This window comes from Streptomyces mexicanus (genome assembly GCF_902506575.1).
Classification (GTDB): domain Bacteria; phylum Actinomycetota; class Actinomycetes; order Streptomycetales; family Streptomycetaceae; genus Streptomyces; species Streptomyces mexicanus.
Genome location: NZ_LR732544.1, coordinates 1,505,086 through 1,525,591 on the forward strand (window position 1 = coordinate 1,505,086; position 20,506 = coordinate 1,525,591).

Consider the following 20,506-nt stretch of genomic DNA (forward strand, 5'->3'; position numbering starts at 1 on the left):
CCCGCACAGGTATGCCGTACAGGAGCCGAGTATGACGTCTTCCGTGGCCGTGACCGCCGAAAGCCTGCGTACCCTCTTCCGTCCCCGGAGCGTCGCCCTGGTCGGGGCGAGTGACAAGTCCTCCTTCTCGGCGACCGCCTTCCACAACCTGGTGGAGTTCGGATTCGGCGACCGTACCCACCTGGTCAACCGACGCGGCGTCGACGTGCACGGCCGGTCCACCGTCACTTCGTGCACCGAGATCGGTGAGGAGGTGGACGTGGCCTTCCTGATGGTTCCGCAGGCCGGCACGCTGGATGCGATGTCGGACGCGGCTGCCGCCGGCATCCGCAACGCCGTCATCCTGTCATCCGGCTACGGTGAGGCCGGCGCCGAGGGCCGTGCGGCGCAGGCGGAACTGGTCGCCCACGCCCAGAAGCTGGGCATGGTGCTGCTGGGCCCCAACCACCTCGGTTTCGCCAACTTCGTCGATCAGGTGCCGGTCACCTCCATCTCCGGCTTGCCGCACCGGTCCGGGCCGGTCGCCCTGTTGTCGCAGAGCGGCGCCAGCTCCAGCGCCATGCTCGAGTTCGCCACCATGAGCGGCAACGACCTCAGCTACATGGTCACCCTCGGCAACGAGGCGGTGATCACCGCCGGGCACGTGCTGGACTTCCTCGTCGACGACGAGGCCACCCGCGCGGTCGCCATCTTCATGGAGTCCGTCCGCGACCCGGAGGTCTTCCGCCGCGCCGCCCTGCGCGCGGCCGAGGCGGGCAAGGCGGTCGTGGTCCTCAAGGCCGGCGCCAGCGAGCTGGCCTCACGTACGGCGGCCGCGCACACCGGAGCCCTGGTCGGAGACGACCGCGTGATCGACGCCGTGTTCCGGCAGTGTGGAGTGATCCGGGTCGACTCCATCGAGGACATGCTCATCACCGCCGGCCTCGCCGCGCACACCGGCCCGCTCGCCGCCCCCGGCGTGGGTGTGGTGTCGATCTCCGGTGGCGCCTGCGACATCGTCGCCGACCGGGCCGAGGAGAGCGGCATGCCACTGCCCCAGCTCGACGAGACGACGGAGGAGGCGCTCACTGCGGTGATGCCGTCCTATGGCACCGTGCAGAACCCGCTGGACATCACCGGCGCGGCCATCGTCGACCCGACGCTGTTCACCAAGTCGATCAAGGCCATGGCCGAGGATCCGGGGGTGGGCATCGTCGCCGTCATCAACGGCCTTCCGGCTTACGGTGACGGCCCCTGGCCGGGCCAGCCCTTCATAGACGCCACGGGCGCGGGCGCCGCGCAGGCCGCCAAGCCCACCGTCCTGGTCAGCCAGATCCTCCAGCCGTACACCGACTACGCGCGCTCCATCGTGGAGCACGCGGGCCTGTCGTACGTCCTGCCCGGTCTCAAGCAGGCCGTGACCGCGCTGGCCGGACTGGGCCGCTGGTCCAGGGTGCACCACGAACTGGCCGCCGGCGCCGGGGCGGACGGTGCCGCCTGTACCCCGCTGGTACCGCCCGCCGCCGAGCGCCGGGGCGCCTGGTCCGAGTACTCCGCCCGCCGGCTCCTGAGCGACGCGGGCGTACCCGTCGTGCCTGGTGTCCTGGCCGCTTCCGCCGACGAGGCCGTCGCGGCGGCGGCGGAGTTCGGCGAACCGGTCGCCTTGAAGATCGTCTCCCCGGACATCCTCCACAAGAGCGACATCGGCGGGGTACGCCTCGGTGTCACCGGCGCGGACGCGGTACGCGCGGCGTACGAATCCGTTCGCGACAGCGCGAGCCGGGCCCCCGGAGCCAAGGTGGAGGGCGTACTCGTCTCACCCATGCGGTCGGGCGGTACCGAACTGCTGGTGGGCGTGGTCCGCGACCCGCAGTGGGGGCCGATGCTCGCGGTCGGACTCGGCGGCGTCTTCGTGGAGGTACTCAAGGACTCCGCGCTCGCGCCACTGCCTGTCACCCCGGACCGGGCACGCGAGATGCTCCTCGGCCTGCGCGGTGTGCCCCTCCTGCAGGGAGCCCGAGGAACCACTCCCGCGGACATCGACGCACTCGCCCGCATCATCGTGGCGATCGGCGACCTCGCCGCCGCACTCGGCGACGAACTGGAGTCGCTCGAAGTGAACCCCTTGCGTGTGGACGGTGACCGGATCGAGGCACTGGACGCGTTGGTGACCTGGACCTCTGCCTGACCCATGCTCCCTGACCGAACCCCGCGGCCACGTCGCGCACGCGAGCGGCCCGGGACACGAAGAAGGAATGAAAGATGAGTTTCGACATCGTCGTCTGTGTGAAGTACGTGCCCGATGCCACGGGCGACCGGCACTTCGCCGATGACCTGACCGTCGACCGGGACGACGTGGACGGTCTGCTCTCCGAGCTGGACGAGTACGCGGTCGAGCAGGCGCTGCAGATCGCGGAGAACTCCGACGACGACGTCGGGGCCGGAGGCCGTCAGCTGTGGGCGGCCAGGACGCCGGAGGCGAAGGAGGTGTCGCAGACGGGGCGGGCGTAGGACTGGGCGCGGGAGGGGCCGTAGATGCGGACCGCGGCGCGACCGAGGGTGCGGGCGATCGACGCGCAGTGCCGGGCCAGCGCCGGGCGGCCGTTGACCGCCTCCTGCAGATGGGTGAGCGCCACGCCCGGGTCCTTCTCCTGCAGTTCCGTCAGGAGCTGGTCGCGCAGCACGTCCTGCGGTGCGCGGGCGCGTGAGTGGGCCGGGCCCCCGGCCAAGGACGCGTCGGAGGCGGTGAGCACCGAGTTCGAGGGGTTCCCCGACCAGTTGACTCGGGTGACCGCGAGGGTCCCGGAGAGCACCAGGACGACGGGCAGGACGAGGGCGAGGGAGCGGCCGATCCGGCGGGCGGGGCCCCGGCCGCGTCGCGTGGTGTGGGTGGTGGAGTGCTTCACGCGAGGCAGCGTAGCCGCTAGTAATGATTTGGCGACATTTAGTCACCCCTTCGAGGGAGGGGAAACGGTGTGCACCGGGGCGTCATGTTGACGCACGCTGCTCGAAACGTCCCGGTGTGCCGGGGTGTCTTCGGGGCCATGGGGAAGGGCCCCGTGGCAGCTCACGGGGCCCTTGTCGCCAACCTGGGGGAAATCCCGGGGATATGCCGGGGTTTCAGCCGTAAGGCGTCAGCAGTACGGGGGACGGCGTCAGTCGGACAGCCGCTCGCCCGTCGAGGTGGAGAACACGTGGGTCTCGCCCGGCCGCGGCACCACGTGCAGCGTGGAGCCCTTCTCCGGGACGGCGCGGCTGCTGACGCGGACGACGAGGTCCTTGCGCTCGCCGCCGACCTCGACGGTGCCGTAGACGTAGCCGTCGGCGCCGGTCTCCTCGACCACGTTCACGGAGACGGCCAGACCGGCCGGGGCGTCGGCGCTGTCCTTGGTCAGCGAGGCCGCCGTGCCGCCGTTGTGCTCGACCACGTCGAAGTGCTCGGGGCGCACGCCGACCGTCACGGTGCGGTCGCCCTTGTCCGCGGCGGCCTTGAGGGCGTCGCGGTTGACCGGCACGACGCTGTTGCCGAACTTCACGCCGCCGTCGGTGATCGGCACCTCGATCAGGTTCATCGCGGGGGAGCCGATGAAGCCGGCGACGAAGAGGTTGGCCGGCTTGTCGTACATGTTGCGCGGCGAGTCCACCTGCTGGAGCACGCCGTCCTTGAGCACGGCCACCCGGTCACCCATCGTCATGGCCTCGACCTGGTCGTGGGTGACGTAGACGGTGGTGATGCCCAGGCGGCGCTGCAGCGAGGCGATCTGCGTACGGGTGGAGACGCGGAGCTTGGCGTCCAGGTTGGACAGCGGCTCGTCCATGAGGAACACCTGCGGCTCGCGCACGATCGCGCGGCCCATCGCGACACGCTGGCGCTGACCGCCGGAGAGCGCCTTCGGCTTGCGGTCCAGGTACTGCGTCAGGTCGAGGATCTTCGCCGCCTCCTCGACCTTCTGCCGGATCTCCGCCTTCGGCACGCCGGCGATCTTCAGGGCGAAGCCCATGTTGTCCGCGACCGTCATGTGCGGGTAGAGCGCGTAGTTCTGGAACACCATGGCGATGTCCCGGTCCTTGGGCGGCAGGTGGGTGACGTCGCGGTCACCGATGCGGATGGCGCCGGAGTTGACGTCCTCCAGACCCGCGAGCATGCGCAGCGAGGTCGACTTGCCGCAGCCGGACGGGCCGACCAGGACGAGGAACTCGCCGTCCGCGATGTCGATGTCGAGCGCGTCGACGGCGGGCTTGTCGGACCCCGGGTAGACACGGGTCGCCTTGTCGAACTGGACAGTGGCCATGGTGAATGGGCCCCCTTCTACCGGCAGGAACGTGCCGGACGATCCGTTGTAGGAAGGTGGATGCCACGACGGATGTGCCGTTGTGGTTGTGGTGTAGTCCACACAGGTGAACTGGCACAGGACGGTACCCGGCGTTCACCTGGTCTGTCAGTACTCGAACCGCTGTGAACTTCGCGGAAATTTTCGACGAGGCCCCGTGGGGACCTGGGTACACTGCACGGGCACGGCGCTGTGCGCCGGTGCGCGCCTCCTTAGCTCAGCTGGTCAGAGCAACGCACTTGTAATGCGTAGGTCGTCGGTTCGAATCCGACAGGGGGCTCCGCGAGACCGAGGCCACTCCGTCCGGGGTGGCCTTCGTCGTACCCGGGTCCGGACACGGCCCGGTGCTGAAGCGGCCCGGTATTGAAACGAACTGTACAAAACAGCTAGGCTCGCGGCATGGCCCGACCGCGGACGTTCGACGAGGAGCGGGCCCTGGCCGCCGCCATGCACACGTTCTGGGAGAAGGGCTACGAGGCCACCTCCACCCAGGACCTGTGCGAGGCCACGGGGCTGGGGCGCAGCAGCATCTACAACACCTTCAAGAGCAAGCACGACCTGTTCGCGCGGGCGCTGGCCCATTACATCGAGACCACGACGGCCGCCCAGCTGGCCGTGCTGGAGGACGTGCGCCTCAGCGGCGCCGAGCGCGTCCGTGCCCTGCTCGACCGGGTGGTGGAGGGCGAGGCGGAGCACCGGGCGCAGGGGCGCCATGCGGGCTGTCTGACGGTGAACACCACCGTCGAGCTGGCCGGCCGGGACGCGCGGGCGGCCGAGATGCTGGAGCGGGACACGGCCCGCCGGCTGGCGGCGTTGCGCGGCGCGATCGAGGCGGGCCGGCGGGACGGCAGCATCGTCTCGTCCCGGGACGCGGAGGCGCTGGCCCGGTTCGTCAACGCGGTCATCGGCGGCATGCGCGTCTCCAGCCAGGGCGGTGCCGACCGGGCCGCGCTGGCGGCGATCGCCGAGGTCGCCATGGACGCCCTGACGCGCTGAGCGGGTGCGCGCCGGTGCGGTGTGCCGACGTGCGCCCATGTTTTGGACTGACCAATCCATAACGTCGCGGTGTCCCGTCCGCGTCGACCCACCGACCCACCGACCCACCGACCCAAGGAGAGCGAACCGTGCCCCGAGCCGTATACGTCCTGGCCCTCGGCATCTTCGCCATGGTGACCAGCGAGTTCGTGGTCGCCGGGCTGATGCCGCAGATGGCCGACGGCCTGCACGCGACCGTCCCGCAGATCGGCTACCTCATCACCGCCTTCGCGGCGGCCATGGCCTTCGGCGGGCCCGTGGTGACGGTGGCGGTGATGAAACTGCCGCCCCGCACGGCGCTGATGGTGCTGTTCGCGGTCTTCCTGGCGGGCAACGTGCTGGCCGCCACCGCGAACGGCTACGCCGCGATGATGGCCGCGCGGATCGTCACCGGCACCGCCTCCCAGGCGTTCTTCGGCGTGGGCCTGTCGCTGTGCGCGCGGCTCACCCGTCCGCAGGTGCGCGGGCGGGCGATCGCGGTGGCGATGAACGGCCTGATGCTCGGCACCCTGCTCGGGCTGCCGATGTCCACGCTGATCGGTGAGCGGTTCGGCTGGCGGGCGGCCTTCTGGGCGATCACCGTGATCACCGTGATCGCCGCCCTGGCCACGCTCCTCGGCGTGCCGCGCGTGGAGCGGGCGCAGGGCGGGGGCGGCTTCCGCGCGGAGGCCGGCGTCTTCCGCAGGCCGGGGCTGTGGCTGGTGCTGTCCACCAGCATGCTCGTCATCGGGGCGACCTTCTCGGCGTTCAGCTACTTCAACCCGATCCTCACCGAGGTCACCGGCTTCTCCGCGGGCACCGTCCCCGTCCTGCTGATCGCGTACGGTGCCGCCACGGTCGTCGGCAACAACCTCGTCGGCCGTCTCGCCGACCGGCACACCGTCCCCGTGCTCGCCGCCGGCCTGCTGCTCAACACCGTCTTCCTGGCCGGGTTCGCCCTGCTGGCGGACCTGCGCGTCCCGGCGGTTCTCTGCATGCTGGGCGTCGGCCTGGTCGGCGTCACCATGAACCCGGCCATGGTGGTGCGGGTGCAGCGCGCCGGCAACGCGGGCCCGCTGGTCAACACCGTCCACTCCTCCTTCATCACCCTCGGCATCATCCTGGGCTCCTCCATCGGGGCCGTGGTGATCGACGCCTGGGGGCTGCGCGCGCCGCTGTGGCTGGGAGCGGTCATGGCCGTCGCCGGTCTGGCCACCGTCCTGCCCGCGCTCGTCCGGCGCGCCGCTGCGGATGCCGCTCCGGTCACCGCCCCGGCGGCGGAGTCCGCCCCGGTCCGGCCCGCACCCTGCGAGCAGCGGGTCTGACGGGAGTCGTGTCGGGCGCGCGGCCCCCGGCCGCCGGGCCGGGGGCCTGCGCCGTCCGCGCGGTTCAGCCGGTGCGCAGGACGGCCGCGAGGACTTCCCGCAGGGTGCCCTCCGGGTCCGGGGCGGCGCCGGGGGCGCGCCAGGCGACGAAGCCGTCGGGGCGGACCAGGACCGCGCCGTCGGACGTGGTGCCGTGGGCGCGGGCCCAGTCGGGCGGTGCCGTCTCCTCGCCCGCGGTCTGCGGGTCGTAGGTGAGGTCCGCGCCGATGCGGTACGACTGCAGCGGTACGCCCGTGTCCTGGGCGATGCGCTGGGCCGCCGTGTGCCAGTCGGCCGCCGACCGGGCGTCGCTGAGCAGCACCGGGCAGCGTTCGTACAGGTCGAGGGTGGAGATGCGGGTGCCGCTGCGGCGCAGCCACAGGTGGGGGGCCCGGGTGCCGGGCTCGCCGGTCAGGCGGACGGCGTCGGGGACGACGTCCTGGGCGGGGTCGGCGCCGACGACGGCGCCGTGGGGGTAGCGGTAGCCGAGGACGACGTTGAGAATGCCGCCGCGCTTGCCGCCGCCGATGCCGGGGGCGGGGGCGAAGCCGGGGTGGCTGTGCTCGACGGAGCGGGCGGAGGCGCGGGCGCTGGTGGCGACGGCGACGGGGCGGCGTTCGGTGTCGTAGGTCTCCAGCAGGCCGGGGCCGGCCCAGCCGGCGAGGACGGCGGCGAGTTTCCAGGCGAGGTTGTGGGCGTCCTGGATGCCGGTGTTGGAGCCGAAGGCGCCGGTGGGGGACATCTCGTGCGCGGAGTCGCCGGCGAGGAAGACGCGGCCGGCGCCGTAGCGGTCGGCGACGCGTTCGGCGGCGCGCCAGGACGCCTTTCCGGTGATCTCCACGTCGAGGTCGGGGGCGCCGACGGCGCGGCGGATGTGGCGCTGGAGGCGGTCCTCGGTGAACTCCTCCAGGGTTTCGCCGCGCTCGGGGTGCCAGGGGGCGTGGAAGACCCAGTGCTCCTTGTTGTCGACGGGCAGCAGGGCGCCGTCGGCGTCGGGGTCGGTGAGGTAGCAGCAGATGAAGCGGCGCTCGCCCACGACGTCGGCGAGGAGCTTGGAGCGGAAGGTGACGCTGACGTTGGCGAACAGGTCGCCGGGGCCGCTCTGCCCGATGCCGAGCCGGTTGCGTACCGGGCTGCGGGGGCCGTCGGCGGCGACGAGGTAGTCGGCGCGGACGGTGTAGCGCTCGTCGGTGGTGCGGTCCCGGACGACGGCCGTCACTCCGTCGCCGTCCTGCTCGAAGGACTCCATCTCGTGGGAGTAGCGCAGGTCGCCGCCGAGCGCGCGGGCGCCCTTGAGCAGGACCGGTTCCAGGTCGTTCTGGCTGCACAGGCACCAGCCGGTGGGGCTGAACCGCGCCAGGCCGCCGCCGGGGTCGATGTGCTTGAACAGCCATTCGCCGGCGTCGCCGACGAGCGTCGGGGTCTGCAGGATGCCGTGGTTGTCGGCGAGCAGGGCCGCGGCGGCCTTGATGTCGGGCTCGATGCCGGCGACCCGGTACAGCTCCATGGTGCGCACGTTGTTGCCGCGTCCACGGGGGTGGATGGACGTACCGGAGTGACGCTCGAGGAGCAGGTGCGGCACGCCGAGACGGCCCAGGAACAGCGAGGTGGACAGGCCCACCAGGGAGCCGCCGACGATGAGGACGGGTACCCGGTGGTCGGCTTCTTGGTGCATCGATGCCTCCAGGAGCGGGGTGCGGGGGGGCGCGTCCCTGTTTCCATGCCCGGCCCGGGGCGCCTGGGCGTGCGTTCGCGGGGACTGTCACCCGCGTGATCACCCACGTGGTGCACACGAGTCGCGCGTCGATCGCGGTGGGCACAGGATCGAGATCACGCTGACGTCGCGTCACGCGCGGCCGGCGCCTCCCGCTGATCCGTGAAGTCCCGTCAGACCGATCCCCGTCCGATCCGCCCGTGCCCGCCACGTTCCGGCAAGGAGACGTACCGCAGATGACCGCCCTCACTGAGCGTGCCTCAGAACCGATCCAGCAGCAGGCCTCGAAACGTGTCTCCCAGTCCGTCTTCGACGGCTCCCGGCTCCGTGTGGTGCTGCTGGTGGACGTCTACGACGGCGCCCAGCAGCAGTTCCTGGAGGCGTACGAGGAGATGGGCAAGCAGGTCGCGTCCGTGCCCGGGCACATCAGCGACCAGCTGTGCCAGTCGATCGAGAACCCGTCCCAGTGGCTGATCACCAGCGAGTGGGAGAGCGCCCCGCCGTTCCTGGCGTGGGTGAACAGCGAGGAGCACGTGCGGATGGTGCAGCCGATGCACAGCTGCATCCGCGACACCCGTTCGCTGCGGTTCCACATCGTGCGGGAGACCGGCCAGGCGGCCGCCGAGTCCGCGGCCGGGCGGCGGCTGCAGTCCTCGCCGCGCATCGGCGACGGGGTGATCCGGCACGCGCTGACCTTCACGGTGAAGCCGGGCAGCGAGCGCAAGGTCGCCGAGATCCTCGCCGGCTACGCCTCGCCGGAGGCGCGGGTGGACGACACCACGCGGCTGTGCCGGACCTCGCTGTTCATGCACGGCAACCGGGTGGTGCGCGCCATCGAGGTCCGTGGGGACCTGCTGGCGGCGCTGCGGCACGTGGCCCGGCAGCCGGAGATCCGGGCGGTGGAGGAGGCCATCAACCCGTATCTGGAGCAGGAGCGGGACTTCTCCGACCAGGAGTCCGTGCGGGTGTTCTTCACCCGGGCGGCGCTGCCCGCCGTGCACCACGTGACGACCGGTCAGGACGGCGAGCCGGCCGAGCGGCAGGCGCTGTACTACCCGGCCCGGCCCGGCATGGGCATGAAGCTGGCGGAGCTGCTGGCCCGCGAGGACGAGCGGGCCGCCGACGACCCGGCCGGTCCCGTGCTGCGCAGCACCGTCTACGAGCGCGACGACGTCGTCGTCCGCCTGATCGACGTACGGGCCGGCCGGGAACTGGAGCCCGCCGTCGCCCTGGGCCTGTCGGACCCCGCGCAGGTCGCGGAGCTGACCACGCTGCTGGACGAGGACGCGGCCAAGAAGGACGGCGACCTGGCCCGGCTGGCCTCGCTGGCCCGGATGGAGCTCGTCACCGACCGCCGGTCCGAGGCGTGAGCCCGGGCGCCGCCCGTACCCCAGCGACCCCCGCCCTTGCCGACCCCCCACACCATCGGAGGAACGTCGTGATCAAACCCCGACCCAGAATCGTGGATCTCAGCGAGGTCGAGCCCAACGTCAAGCGCGGAGGCGACCTGCGCGCCATGCTCACCCCGGCCACGGTCGGCTCCACCAGCGGCTTCATGGGCGTGGCCATCGTGCAGCCCGGCGACCGCATCGGCGAGCACTACCACCCCTACTCCGAGGAGTTCGTCTACGTCGTCTGCGGCGACCTGGAGGTGGACCTGGACGGCGACCCGCATCCGCTGCGGCCCGAGCAGGGCCTGATGATCCCCGCCTACATGCGCCACCGCTTCCGCAACGTGGGCAACGTGGAGGCGCGGATCGTCTTCCACCTCGGCCCGCTGGCCCCGCGCCCGCAGCTCGGCCACGTGGACACCGAGGGCACGGAGACCGTGCCGGTGGCGGCCGGGGCGCAGGCGGCCGGGCCGGCGGAGGCCGGCGCGCCGGAGGTCCGGTCATGACCAGGCGGGTCGCGGTCACCGGCATAGGCATCGTGGCGCCGGGCGGCATAGGCGCCGAGGCGTTCTGGGACCTGCTGGCGAACGGGCGCACCGCCACGCGCGGCATCACGTTCTTCGACCCGGCGGGTCTGCGCTCCCGCATAGCCGCCGAGTGCGACTTCGACCCGGCGGCCGCGGGACTGGACGAGGAGCAGATCGCGCGCTGTGACCGCTACATCCAGTTCGCGCTGGTCGCCGGTGAGGAGGCGGTGCGGGACGCGGGACTGGACCTGACCCGGGAGAACCCCTGGCGCGTCGCGGTCTCGCTGGGCACCGCCGTCGGCGGCACCACCCGGCTGGAGAACGACTACGTGCTGGTCAGCCACCACGGCGAGCGGTGGGAGGTGGACCACGAGCGGGCCCGGCCGCATCTGGAGCGGGCGTTCACGCCGAGCACGCTGGCCTCGACGGTGGCCGAGCGGTTCGGGGCGCGCGGGCCGGTGCAGACCGTCTCCACCGGCTGCACCTCCGGCCTGGACGCGGTCGGGTACGCCCTGCACACCGTGGAGGAGGGACGGGCCGACATCTGCATAGCCGGGGCGTCGGACTCACCGATATCCCCGATCACGATGGCGTGCTTCGACGCGATCAAGGCCACCTCCCCGAACAACGACGACCCCGCGCACGCCTCCCGCCCCTTCGACAACGACCGTGACGGGTTCGTCATGGGCGAGGGCGGCGCGGTGCTGGTGCTGGAGGAACTGGAGCACGCCCGGGCGCGCGGCGCGCACATCTACTGCGAGCTGAGCGGTTACGCCACCTTCGGCAACGCCTACCACATGACCGGCCTGACCAGTGAGGGCCTGGAGATGGCCCGGGCCATCGAGACGGCGCTGGACCACGCCCGGCTGGACGGCTCGGCGATCGACTACGTCAACGCGCACGGCTCCGGCACCCGGCAGAACGACCGGCACGAGACGGCCGCGGTCAAGCGGGCCCTGGGCCACCACGCCTACGACACGCCCATGAGCTCCATCAAGTCCATGGTGGGCCACTCGCTCGGCGCGATCGGCGCGATCGAGGTGGTGGCGTGCGTGCTGGCCCTGGCCCACCAGGTGGTGCCGCCGACGGCGAACTACGAGACCCCCGACCCCGAGTGCGACCTGGACTACGTCCCGCGGGTGGCCCGCGAACGCACGCTGGACGCCGTGCTGTCGGTGGGCAGCGGCTTCGGCGGGTTCCAGTCCGCGGTGATCCTGACCCGGCCGAGGGAGAGCAGATCATGAGCGCGCCCAGTGAGCGGCGGGCGGTGGTCACCGGCATCGGTGTCATCGCCCCCAACGGAACCAGCACCGAGACGTTCTGGAAGGCCACCCAGGAAGGCGTCGGCGTCCTGGACCGCATCACCCGCGAGGGCTGCGAGCACCTGCCGCTGAAGGTGGCCGGCCAGGTGCCGTCCTTCGACCCGGCGGCCGTGATCGAGGAACGCTTCCTCGTGCAGACCGACCGGTTCACGCACTTCGCGATGGCGGCGGCCGACGCCGCCCTGGAGGACGCCCGGCTGGGCCGCGCCGACACCGAGGACGCCCCGTTCTCGGCCGGCGTGGTCACCGCGGCCGGCTCCGGCGGCGGCGAGTTCGGCCAGCGGGAGCTGCAGAAGCTGTGGAGCAAGGGCAGCCGGTACGTCGGCCCCTGGCAGTCGATCGCCTGGTTCTACGCGGCCAGCACCGGCCAGATCTCCATCCGGCGCGGCTTCAAGGGGCCGTGCTCGGTGGTGGCCGCCGACGAGGCCGGTGGCCTGGACGCCCTGGCGCACGCGGCGCGGGCCGTGGCCCGCGGCACCGAGGTGATCGTGGCCGGATCGACCGAGGCGCCGCTCGCACCGTATTCGATGGTGTGTCAGCTCGGCTACGGCGAGCTGAGCCCGGTGACCGATCCGCAGCGGGCCTACCGCCCGTTCACCGAGGGCGCCTCGGGGTTCGTGCCCGCGGAGGGCGGCGCGATGCTCGTCGTGGAGGACGAGCGGGCGGCCCGGGAGCGGGGCGTACCGGTACGGGCCACCGTCGCCGGGCACGCGGCCACCTTCACCGGCGCCGGCCGCTGGGAGCTGTCCCGGCAGGGCCTCGCGGAGGCGATCCGCGGCGCGCTGGAGCGGGCGGGCTGCGCGGCCGAGGACGTCGACGTCGTCTTCGCCGACGCCCTCGGGGTGCCCGAGGCGGACCGGGCGGAGGCCCTCGCGCTCGCCGACGCGCTCGGCGCGCACGGGCGCAGGGTGCCGGTGACGGCACCGAAGACCGGCATCGGCCGGGCGTACTGCGCGGCGCCGGTACTGGACGCGGCGGCGGCGGTGCTGTCGATGGAGCACGGCCTGATCCCGCCCACCCCGAACGTCACCGACAACTGCCATGACCTCGATCTGGTGACCGGCCGCGCCCGCCCCGCACAGGTGCGCACGGCGCTGGTCCTCAGCCGGGGGCTCATGGGCTCGAACTCGGCGCTCGTGCTGCGGCACGGCGCCTGAGAATCCGCCGTCCCCGGCTCGGGGCGGCCGGACAGCGGCCGGACGCCTTCCGGCGGCGGCCGCGCGCAAGAAGGAGAGGAACCGCATGAGTGACCGCATCACCGTGGAGGAACTGGCCGAACTCATGAAGAGGACGGCCGGGGTCACCGTCAGCCCGCAGGAGCTGGCGGAGCGGACCGACACCGGCTTCGAGGAGTTCGGCATCGACTCGCTCGGCCTGCTCGGCATCGTGGGCGAGCTGGAGAACCGGCACGGCATGCCGATGCCGCCGGACGCGGAGCACTGCAAGACGCCCCGGAAGTTCCTCGACCTCGTCAACAGCACCCTTCTGGCAGGAGCGTAGGAGATGGCCGGACACACCGAGAACGAGATCACCATCGCAGCGCCGGTGGACCTGGTCTGGGACATGACCAACGACGTGGAGAAGTGGCCGCAGCTGTTCAGCGAGTACGCCTCCGCCGAGATCCTGTCCCGGGAGGGCGACAAGGTCACCTTCCGCCTGACCATGCACCCCGACGACAACGGCACCGTGTGGAGCTGGGTCTCCGAGCGCGAGGCGGACCGCTCCACCCTCACCGTCAAGGCCCGCCGGGTGGAGACCGGGCCGTTCGACCACATGAACATCCACTGGCGCTACGAGGAGGTCCCCGGCGGCACGCGGATGGTGTGGACGCAGGACTTCGCGATGAAGCCCGAGGCACCGGTCGACGACGCCTGGATGACCGACAACATCAACAAGAACTCCAAGGTCCAGATGGCCCTGATCCGCGACCGGATCGAGAAGGCCGCCGCGGCGGCCGGCCACCGTCCCGAGCCGGCGCTGGCCGGCGACTGAGCCGGACGCGGACCCGCACAGGACAAGGAGAAGGCTCATGCACCAGGCCCTGATCGTGGCCCGGATGGCGCCGGGTTCCGCCCCGGACATCGCGAAGATCTTCGAGGAGTCGGACCGGGGGGAGCTGCCGCACCTGGTCGGCGTCACCCGGCGCAGCCTCTTCCAGTTCGGCGATGTGTACCTGCACCTCATCGAGGCGGACCGGGACCCGGGTCCGGCCGTCGCCAAGGTGGCCGACCACCCGGAGTTCCGCGGCATCAGCGAGCGGCTGTCGGCGTACGTCAGCGCGTACGACCCGCAGACGTGGCGCTCGCCGAAGGACGCGATGGCGCACCGCTTCTACGTCTGGGAGCGCGACGGCCGCGGCTGACGCCGTCGTGACGAACGGGGACAGAGGAGATACGGACAACGGCCGCCGTGCCCGCGCCTGTCGCGGGCCCGGCGGCCGTCGGTCGTGCCCGGGGTGCTGCCGTCGCGTCAGGCGGGGACGGTGCAGTCGAAGGCGTGCAGGTAGGGGTTGACCGGGCTGATGTCGTCGATGACCAGGCCGGCCGCCCGCAGCCGGCTCACCATGGACTCGGTGGTGTGCTTGGCGCCGCCGACGTTGAGCAGCAGCAGCAGGTCCATGGCGGTGCTGAACCGCATCGACGGGGTGTCGTCGACGAGGTTCTCGATGACCACCACCCGGGCACCGGGGCCGCCGGCGGCCATCACGTTGCGCAGGCAGCGGGCGGTGGACTCGTCGTCCCACTCCAGGATGTTCTTGATGATGTAGACGTCGGCCTGGACGGGGACGGCCTCGCGGCAGTCGCCGGGCACGATCGTCACCCGGTCCGCGAGCGCGCCGCCCTCGCGCAGCCGGGCGTCGGCGTGGTCCACCACGCGCGGCAGGTCCATCAGGGTGCCGTGCATGTCCGGGTACTTCTCCAGCAGACTGGCCACCACATGGCCCTGGCCGCCGCCGATGTCGGCGACCGACTTGGCCCCGGACAGGTCCAGCAGCTCGGCCACGTCCCGCGCGGACTGCTTGCTGGAGGTCGTCATGGCCCGGTTGAAGACGTCCGCGGACTCGGGGGCGTCCTCGTTGAGGTAGACGAAGAACTCCTTGCCGTACAGGGCCTGAACGACGTTGCGGCCGCTGCGCACCGCCTCGTCCAGCTTCGGCCAGGCGTCCCAGGTCCACGGCTCGGTGCACCACAGGCAGATGTTGCGCAGGCTGCCCGGGTCGTCCTCGCGCAGCAGCCGGGACATCTCGGTGTGCGCGAAGGTGCCGTCGGGCTGCTCGGTGAAGACGCCGTAGCAGGTCAGCGCCCGCAGCAGCCGGCGCAGCGGCTTGGGTTCGGCCTTCACCGCGGCCGCGAGGTCCTCCGCGCTCGTGGGGGTGTCCCCGAGCGCGTCGGCCACGCCGAGCCGGGCGGCGGCGCGCAGGGCGGCGGCACACGCCGCCCCGAACGCGAGTTCCCTCAGCCGCATGGACGGCGGCGGAGCGGGCTGAGCGGTCTGGGCGGTCGTCATGCCGCCTTCCTTCCTTCTCGGCTCCCGCGCGAGCGGGCGGGTAATGGGTGGTTTCGTGCGGTGGGGGTCAGGGCCTCAGCACAGGCCCGCGGGCTTGGACGTCCGGCAGGTGTTGCCCTGGAAGGTGTTGCCGCTCTTGGCGTTCTCCTGGTTGACCAGGTCGGCGGGGGAGTTGCCCTGTGCCGCGTTGCCGTGGACGCGGTTGCCCTCGCTGGTGGCGCCCACGAAGCTCTTGAAGAGCACGATGCCGCCGGACAGCGGGGAGGTGCCGGAGTTGCCGGTGACCGTGTTGCCGCCCACGTCGGCCTTCTCGGTGCCGGTCAGGACGATGCCCGAGCCCTGCAGGAAGGGCAGCCGCTCGGTCTTCGCGCAGTACTTGTTGTTCTTCGCCACCCGGTTGCCGCGCACGGTCAGCGCGCCGGTCTTGGGCTTGTTCTCGTCGCCGACGACGAAGACGCCCGCGCAGTTGCCGGTCACGTCGTTGCCCGTGACGTTCAGGGAGCGCAGCCGGCGCACGGTGACGCCGATCCGGTTGTTCTCCAGGCGGTTGTTCTCGATCAGGGTGCCCTTGGTGTCGTTGGCGCCCTGCTCGGCGGTGATGGTGTTGGCGAGGAACAGGCCCGCGTCACCGTTGTTCCGGGCGGTGTTCTGCCGGTAGACGCTGCGGACCGAGCGTTCCTCGGCGATGCCCCACACCCCGTTCTTCGCGGCGGTGACGCTGCGCACGGTCAGCCGGTCGGTGCCCACGGCGATCACTCCGGCCCGGGGGAAGCCGGTGACGGTCAGGTGGGAGACGGTGACGTTCTTCAGCAGCGCGTTCTTGGTGCCCGCCACACAGATGCCGTTGCCGCGCTTGCCGCAGTCGTCGGTGGCCTTCGCCGCGGGCTGCAGGATGGTGGCGCTGCCCATGCCGCGCAGGGTCAGGCGGGGCGTGGTGATCTTGACACTCTGGTGGTACGTGCCGGGCAGCACCAGGACGGTGTCGCCCGCCTTGGCGGCGTTCACCGCCTTCTGGATGGACTCGCCCGGGTGCACCAGGTGGACCTTCCCGGAGGAGGTCGCTGGGGCGGCGGCGACGCCGCAGCCGACGAGCGCCGCAGCGCTCAGGAGCAGGGCGATATGGCGTTTCGTCATATTCCGTACGGTATGACCCTATGTCCCTCCGCGCGGCCGGATGGGCCGTCCGGCGGCGTGTCACACCCCGCCCACCGCGTGCCGTTCGCACGCCTCAGGCACGCAGCGCGCGGCCGATCGCCAGCCGGACGCCGTCCGCCGGCCGCCCCTCCTCCAGCTCCCACACGCAGGTCTGCAGCACCCGGGCCAGCGTCCAGGCCCGGGCCCGCTCCCGGTCCAGGCCCAGCGCCGCGGTCAGCGCGTCGAAGCGCCACCGGGTCTCGGCCGGCTCGTAGCGGTTGGCCAGCGCGGGCAGCAGCTCGAAACCCGGGTCGCCCGCCAGCGGCTTGGGATCGATGGCGAGCCAGTCGGCCCGGCGGGCGGCGAGGACGTTGTCGTAGTGCAGGTCCCAGTGCAGCAGCCGGTCGCCGGGCTCGGCGGCCACCTCCCGCAGCGCGGCCGCGCAGTCCGCCAGCAGCCGCCGGTCGGCGGGGTCCGCCACCCGCCGCAGGGCGGGCGGGGTCCGCTCCAGCAGGGCGGCGGCGATGTCACCCGGCCGGCGCAGCCCGGCCGGGGCCGGGCGGGCGGTCAGCCGGGCCAGCAGCGCGCCGACGACCTCGACGGCCTCCCGGCTGTCCGGCACGTGCGCGAGTGTCCGGGCGGACTCCAGCCGCTCCAGCAGCAGCGTGCAGGTGGGCGCGTCGTGCGCCAGCAGCCGTACGGCGCCGTCGCCGTCCCAGGCGCGCAGCGCGGCCGGCTCGCCCGCGCTCTCCTCGTCCAGGAGCTGGAGCTTGAGCACCGCCGGGGTCCCCTCGGCGCGCAGCACCGGAAGGACCAGCGCGCACACCCCGTACATCGCCGGACCGTCCGGCCGCAGTTCCCAGCGCCGCAGGAAGGCGGCCGCCCGGCCGGGCAGCTCCGCGACGAACGCGCGGCCCGCGGCCCCGTTGAATTTCTCCTGGGAAGCGGCCAGCGCGGCAGGCACCTCGATCACCCCGCCGACCATACTGACCTCTGTGAACGGGGTCATCGGGTGTCGGCGTGCGCTGCGGGCGGTGGTGGCGTACGTGCGCGGCGCTCCGCTGACGTACGTCTGGCTGCTCGTCCTGTTCGTCACCACCGTCGCCCTGCACCGCATGTCGCCGGCGCTGGAGGTCGACTTCCTGCGGCAGCGCTCCACCAACATCCACGAGCTGTCGGACAACCCGGTGCGGGTGCTGTTCTCCAGCGCCATGTGGATCCCCAGCGGACACTGGTGGCCGTACGCGGTCCTGTACAGCGTCTTCCACGCCCCGGCCGAGCGCCGGCTGGGCACCCTGCGCTGGCTCGTGGTGTGCGTGGCCGCGCACGTGCTGGCCACGCTGATCAGCGAGGGCGCGCTGCTGTGGGCGATCCAGTGCGGCATGGCACCGGAGTCGGCCGTCAACACGCTGGACGTCGGCGTCAGTTATGCGCTGGCCGGGGTGATGGGGGTGCTCACCTACCGGATCCCGCCGCCCTGGCGGTACCCGTATCTGGCCGCGGTGATCGCCTACTTCGGGGTGCCGCTGGTGTTCGGGCGCACCTTCACCGACCTCGGGCACGCCGCGGCCGTGCTGATCGGACTGGGCTGCCGACCGCTGGCCGGGAGCAGCGCAAAAGCACGAAATCCGAAGGAGACACCGGCCTGCCCCAGGGGTTAACGTCCGGCCATGAGCAGCTCGGCAGGCAGTGCCGCGAGGGGCGGCGACGTCAACGACGGCAGGGTGCGCGGTGCTACGGCGCACGGCGGCACCGGACACGGCGGGAAGAGCGGCATGGTCAACGGGGGCATCTCCTTCTGGTTCGCGGACGACGGCCTCCCGGTGGTCCGGGAGCCGCTCACCGGGGACGCGAGCGCCGACGTGGTCATCGTCGGCGGCGGCTACACAGGGCTGTGGACGGCGTACTACCTGAAGAAGGCGGCGCCCTCCCTGCGGATCACCGTCCTGGAGCAGAAGTTCTGCGGCTACGGCGCCTCCGGACGCAACGGCGGCTGGCTCTACAACGGCGTCGCCGGCCGCGACCGCTACGCCAAACTCCACGGCCACGAGGCCGCCGTGCGCCTGCAGCGGGCCATGAACGACACCGTGGACGAGGTGATCCGCGTCGCCGCCGAGGAGGGCATCGAGGCGGACATCCACAAGGGTGGCGTGCTGGAAGTCGCCCGCACCCCCGCCCAGCTGGCCCGCCTGCGGGCCTTCCACGAGCACGAGCTGGCCTTCGGCGAGAAGGACCGCGAGCTGTACGGCGCCCGGGAGACCGCCGAGCGGATCCGGGTCGCCGACGCGGTGGCCGCCACCTGGACCCCGCACGGCGCCCGGCTGAACCCGGCCAAACTGGTCAAGGGGCTCGCGGCGGCCGTCGAGGCGCTCGGTGTGACCATCCACGAGGCGACCCCGGTCACGGAGATCCGCCCCAAGCAGGCGGTCACCCCCTACGGCACCGTCCGCGCCCCCTACGTGCTGCGCTGCACCGAGGGCTTCACCGCCTCCCTCAAGGGGCAGCGGCGCACCTGGCTGCCGATGAACTCCTCGATGATCGCCACCGAGCCGCTGAGCGACGCGCAGTGGGAGGCGATCGGCTGGGCGGGCCGCGAGACCCTCGGCGACATGGCCCACGCCTACATGTACGCCCAGCGCACCGCCGACGGGCGGATCGCGCTCGGCGGGCGCGGGGTGCCCTACCGCTTCGGCTCGCGCACCGACAACGACGGCCGCACCCAGCGGGAGACGGTCGTGGCGCTGCGCGACATCCTGGTCGCGTTCTTCCCCGCCCTGGCCGGGGTGCGCATCGCCCACGCCTGGTCCGGTGTGCTCGGCGTGCCGCGCGACTGGTGCGCGACCGTCACCCTGGAGGGCTCCACCGGCCTGGGCTGGGCGGGCGGCTACGTCGGCTCCGGCGTGGCCACCGCCAACCTCGCCGCCCGCACCCTCACCGACCTGGTGCGGCTGGACTCCGGCGAGGCCGGACCGACCGAGCTGACCGCGCTGCCGTGGGCCGGGCACAAGGTGCGCAAGTGGGAGCCGGAACCGCTGCGCTGGCTGGGCGTGCAGGGCATGTACGCCACCTACCGCACCGCCGACCGCCGCGAACAGCTCACCCACGACGCCCGTCCCTCCCGGCTGGCCCGGATCGCGGACCGGGTGGCGGGGCGCCACTGAGGGCGGGCCGGGGAGAGCGAAGCCCGATCGTTGTCGGGGTGGGCGGCGGCGGCCTGGCGGCCGGGATCGCGGTCGCGGTGAGGTCGGTGCGGCCCGAGGTGCGGATCGTCGGCGTGCAGGCGGAGGGCTCGGCGGCGGCCGGCACGGGTCCGCGGCCCGGCCCGGTTGTCAGTGGTGCGGTGCACGATGAGGGCATGGTGAGGAGAACGAGCGGCGGCGCGGGTACCGACGGGGCCGGGGCGCGCGGGGCCGGGGCGCGAGGGACCGGCGCGGACGGGGCCAGGGCGGACGGGTCCCGTGCCGGGGCCCCGGTGAGGGCGGCCCGGCGGCCGCAGGTGCGGCTGCCGGCGCTGCGGGCGCACGACGGCCGGCCGCTGGCCCCGGACGGCGACTACGACGGGCTGGAGTTCGAGGGCGCGGACTTCGCCGGCCAGGACGGCGCGGGCGCCCGCTTCATGGACTGCGCGCTGCGCGGCTGCGCGCTGGACGACACCTCCCTGCGCCGTGCCCGCGTCCTCGACTCGGTCCTCACCGGTGTCCGCGGCGTGGGCACGGACCTGGCGGAGACCACCTGGCGCGATGTGGAGCTGACCGACGCCCGCCTGGGCGGGGTGCAGTTGCACGGCGCGGTCCTGGAGCGGGTGCGGATCCGCGGCGGCAAGATCGACTACCTGAATCTGCGCACGGCGCGGCTCAGGGACGTCGTCTTCGAGGGTTGCGTCCTGGTCGAGCCGGACTTCTCGGGTGCGCGGCTGGAGCGGGTGGAATTCGTGGACTGCGCGCTGAAGGGCGTGGACTTCGGCGCGGTGACGCTGCGCGACGTGGACCTGCGCCGGGCCGCGTCGCTGGAGATCGCCCGCGGCGTGGACCGGCTGGCGGGCGCGGTGATCGGCACCGGCCAGCTGCTCGACCTGGCACCGGTCCTGGCGGCGGAGCTGGGGCTGCGCGTGGTGGACTGAGCGGGCGGGCTGCCCGGGCCGGGCAGGCGTGCGTCCGACGGGCTCAGGGCAGGCGTGCGTCCGACGGGCTCAGGGCGGGCGCGGGGGCCGGTGGGCTCAGGGA

19 protein-coding genes, 1 tRNA gene and 1 pseudogene are annotated in these 20,506 nt (G+C 72.6%); 15 read left to right on the forward strand and 6 right to left on the reverse strand.

All coding sequences use genetic code 11. The annotated features are described in order from the left end of the window. Positions 1-31: 31 nt before the first annotated feature. Both GV126_RS06810 and GV126_RS06815 read left to right on the forward strand, forming a co-directional pair. The gene (locus GV126_RS06810; protein ID WP_159663603.1) at positions 32-2,167 is read left to right on the forward strand and encodes an acetate--CoA ligase family protein; all 2,136 of its coding nucleotides are present in this window, start codon (positions 32-34) and stop codon (positions 2,165-2,167) included. 74 nt (positions 2,168-2,241) lie between these two features. Next, positions 2,242-2,409: pseudogene (locus GV126_RS06815) on the forward strand (electron transfer flavoprotein subunit beta); the annotation flags it as partial. A gap of 20 nt (positions 2,410-2,429) precedes the next feature. Here GV126_RS06815 and GV126_RS06820 read toward each other — a convergent pair. Together GV126_RS06820 and msiK are read right to left on the reverse strand one after the other, a co-directional pair. Beyond that, positions 2,430-2,885, reverse strand: a complete 456-nt coding sequence (locus tag GV126_RS06820; protein WP_159663606.1) for a hypothetical protein — start codon at positions 2,883-2,885, stop codon at positions 2,430-2,432. Positions 2,886-3,134: 249 nt separating this feature from the next. Beyond that, positions 3,135-4,271, reverse strand: coding sequence for a diacetylchitobiose ABC transporter ATP-binding protein MsiK (msiK, locus tag GV126_RS06825; protein WP_159663608.1), 1,137 nt, complete (start codon positions 4,269-4,271; stop codon positions 3,135-3,137). Positions 4,272-4,516: 245 nt separating this feature from the next. Between msiK and GV126_RS06830 the strand changes: the two genes are divergently transcribed. From GV126_RS06830 to GV126_RS06840, 3 genes are all read left to right on the forward strand, one after another. Continuing rightward, positions 4,517-4,590: transfer RNA gene (locus GV126_RS06830), tRNA-Thr, on the forward strand. A 119-nt stretch (positions 4,591-4,709) separates the two neighbouring features. Next, positions 4,710-5,306 (forward strand): TetR/AcrR family transcriptional regulator, encoded by a 597-nt coding sequence (locus GV126_RS06835; RefSeq protein WP_159663610.1) that lies wholly within the window; start codon positions 4,710-4,712, stop codon positions 5,304-5,306. A 128-nt stretch (positions 5,307-5,434) separates the two neighbouring features. Next, positions 5,435-6,649 (forward strand): MFS transporter, encoded by a 1,215-nt coding sequence (locus tag GV126_RS06840; RefSeq protein ID WP_159663612.1) that lies wholly within the window; start codon positions 5,435-5,437, stop codon positions 6,647-6,649. A 64-nt stretch (positions 6,650-6,713) separates the two neighbouring features. Here GV126_RS06840 and GV126_RS06845 read toward each other — a convergent pair whose 3' ends face one another. Next, positions 6,714-8,363 carry an FAD-dependent oxidoreductase gene (locus GV126_RS06845; RefSeq protein WP_159663614.1) on the reverse strand — a complete coding sequence of 550 codons (1,650 nt, stop codon included), beginning with the start codon at positions 8,361-8,363 and terminating at the stop codon, positions 6,714-6,716. 275 nt (positions 8,364-8,638) lie between these two features. Here GV126_RS06845 and GV126_RS06850 point away from each other — a divergent pair, with 275 nt between their 5' ends. The 7 genes from GV126_RS06850 to GV126_RS06880 all read left to right on the forward strand — a co-directional run bounded on the left by GV126_RS06850 (position 8,639) and on the right by GV126_RS06880 (position 14,004). Further along, positions 8,639-9,772, forward strand: a complete 1,134-nt coding sequence (locus GV126_RS06850; RefSeq protein WP_159663616.1) for a SchA/CurD-like domain-containing protein — start codon at positions 8,639-8,641, stop codon at positions 9,770-9,772. Between the two features lie 68 nt (positions 9,773-9,840). Continuing rightward, complete coding sequence (locus GV126_RS06855) at positions 9,841-10,299, forward strand: cupin domain-containing protein (protein WP_236569904.1); 459 nt, start codon at positions 9,841-9,843, stop codon at positions 10,297-10,299. Further along, positions 10,296-11,564, forward strand: a complete 1,269-nt coding sequence (locus tag GV126_RS06860; protein WP_159663618.1) for a beta-ketoacyl-[acyl-carrier-protein] synthase family protein — start codon at positions 10,296-10,298, stop codon at positions 11,562-11,564. Before GV126_RS06855 ends, GV126_RS06860 begins: the two co-directional genes overlap by 4 nt. Further along, on the forward strand, positions 11,561-12,799 hold the full coding sequence (locus GV126_RS06865) for a beta-ketoacyl synthase N-terminal-like domain-containing protein (protein ID WP_159663620.1): 1,239 nt from the start codon (positions 11,561-11,563) through the stop codon (positions 12,797-12,799). Before GV126_RS06860 ends, GV126_RS06865 begins: the two co-directional genes overlap by 4 nt. An 85-nt stretch (positions 12,800-12,884) precedes the next feature. Next, complete coding sequence (locus GV126_RS06870) at positions 12,885-13,142, forward strand: acyl carrier protein (protein ID WP_028421497.1); 258 nt, start codon at positions 12,885-12,887, stop codon at positions 13,140-13,142. 3 nt (positions 13,143-13,145) lie between these two features. Continuing rightward, positions 13,146-13,634: an SRPBCC family protein gene (locus tag GV126_RS06875; protein WP_159663622.1), complete on the forward strand. Its 489-nt coding sequence runs from the start codon at positions 13,146-13,148 to the stop codon at positions 13,632-13,634. Between the two features lie 37 nt (positions 13,635-13,671). Next, on the forward strand, positions 13,672-14,004 hold the full coding sequence (locus GV126_RS06880) for a TcmI family type II polyketide cyclase (protein WP_028421499.1): 333 nt from the start codon (positions 13,672-13,674) through the stop codon (positions 14,002-14,004). A gap of 107 nt (positions 14,005-14,111) precedes the next feature. On the opposite strand, the gene GV126_RS06885 is transcribed toward GV126_RS06880, so the two are convergent. From GV126_RS06885 to GV126_RS06895, 3 genes are all read right to left on the reverse strand, one after another. Further along, entirely contained in the window at positions 14,112-15,149 is a 1,038-nt protein-coding gene (locus GV126_RS06885) for a methyltransferase (RefSeq protein WP_159663624.1), read from the reverse strand. A gap of 75 nt (positions 15,150-15,224) precedes the next feature. After that, positions 15,225-16,283 carry a right-handed parallel beta-helix repeat-containing protein gene (locus GV126_RS06890; protein ID WP_159663626.1) on the reverse strand — a complete coding sequence of 353 codons (1,059 nt, stop codon included), beginning with the start codon at positions 16,281-16,283 and terminating at the stop codon, positions 15,225-15,227. Between the two features lie 94 nt (positions 16,284-16,377). Further along, the gene (locus tag GV126_RS06895) at positions 16,378-17,268 is read right to left on the reverse strand and encodes an aminoglycoside phosphotransferase family protein (RefSeq protein ID WP_159673396.1); all 891 of its coding nucleotides are present in this window, start codon (positions 17,266-17,268) and stop codon (positions 16,378-16,380) included. Between the two features lie 10 nt (positions 17,269-17,278). Here GV126_RS06895 and GV126_RS06900 point away from each other — a divergent pair, with 10 nt between their 5' ends. The 3 genes from GV126_RS06900 (at position 17,279) to GV126_RS06910 (ending at position 20,403) form a co-directional block, all read left to right on the forward strand. Continuing rightward, complete coding sequence (locus GV126_RS06900; protein ID WP_159663628.1) at positions 17,279-17,944, forward strand: rhomboid-like protein; 666 nt, start codon at positions 17,279-17,281, stop codon at positions 17,942-17,944. A 114-nt stretch (positions 17,945-18,058) separates the two neighbouring features. Beyond that, complete coding sequence (locus tag GV126_RS06905) at positions 18,059-19,444, forward strand: NAD(P)/FAD-dependent oxidoreductase (RefSeq protein ID WP_159673399.1); 1,386 nt, start codon at positions 18,059-18,061, stop codon at positions 19,442-19,444. Between the two features lie 311 nt (positions 19,445-19,755). Continuing rightward, positions 19,756-20,403, forward strand: a complete 648-nt coding sequence (locus GV126_RS06910; RefSeq protein WP_236569906.1) for a pentapeptide repeat-containing protein — start codon at positions 19,756-19,758, stop codon at positions 20,401-20,403. Positions 20,404-20,506: the final 103 nt, after the last annotated feature.

What these genes read in the sequence shown, in the direction of transcription:
- GV126_RS06875 (WP_159663622.1), top strand. Translation starts at nt 13,146, where the DNA reads ATGGCCGGACACACCGAGAACGAGATCACCATCGCAGCGCCGGTGGAC.
- GV126_RS06860 (WP_159663618.1), top strand. Translation starts at nt 10,296, where the DNA reads ATGACCAGGCGGGTCGCGGTCACCGGCATAGGCATCGTGGCGCCGGGC.
- GV126_RS06880 (WP_028421499.1), top strand. Translation starts at nt 13,672, where the DNA reads ATGCACCAGGCCCTGATCGTGGCCCGGATGGCGCCGGGTTCCGCCCCG.
- GV126_RS06890 (WP_159663626.1), bottom strand. Translation starts at nt 16,283, where the DNA reads ATGACGAAACGCCATATCGCCCTGCTCCTGAGCGCTGCGGCGCTCGTC.
- GV126_RS06865 (WP_159663620.1), top strand. Translation starts at nt 11,561, where the DNA reads ATGAGCGCGCCCAGTGAGCGGCGGGCGGTGGTCACCGGCATCGGTGTC.
- GV126_RS06850 (WP_159663616.1), top strand. Translation starts at nt 8,639, where the DNA reads ATGACCGCCCTCACTGAGCGTGCCTCAGAACCGATCCAGCAGCAGGCC.
- GV126_RS06905 (WP_159673399.1), top strand. Translation starts at nt 18,059, where the DNA reads ATGGTCAACGGGGGCATCTCCTTCTGGTTCGCGGACGACGGCCTCCCG.
- GV126_RS06885 (WP_159663624.1), bottom strand. Translation starts at nt 15,149, where the DNA reads ATGACGACCGCCCAGACCGCTCAGCCCGCTCCGCCGCCGTCCATGCGG.
- GV126_RS06870 (WP_028421497.1), top strand. Translation starts at nt 12,885, where the DNA reads ATGAGTGACCGCATCACCGTGGAGGAACTGGCCGAACTCATGAAGAGG.
- GV126_RS06810 (WP_159663603.1), top strand. Translation starts at nt 32, where the DNA reads ATGACGTCTTCCGTGGCCGTGACCGCCGAAAGCCTGCGTACCCTCTTC.
- GV126_RS06835 (WP_159663610.1), top strand. Translation starts at nt 4,710, where the DNA reads ATGGCCCGACCGCGGACGTTCGACGAGGAGCGGGCCCTGGCCGCCGCC.
- GV126_RS06845 (WP_159663614.1), bottom strand. Translation starts at nt 8,363, where the DNA reads ATGCACCAAGAAGCCGACCACCGGGTACCCGTCCTCATCGTCGGCGGC.
- msiK (WP_159663608.1), bottom strand. Translation starts at nt 4,271, where the DNA reads ATGGCCACTGTCCAGTTCGACAAGGCGACCCGTGTCTACCCGGGGTCC.
- GV126_RS06895 (WP_159673396.1), bottom strand. Translation starts at nt 17,268, where the DNA reads ATGGTCGGCGGGGTGATCGAGGTGCCTGCCGCGCTGGCCGCTTCCCAG.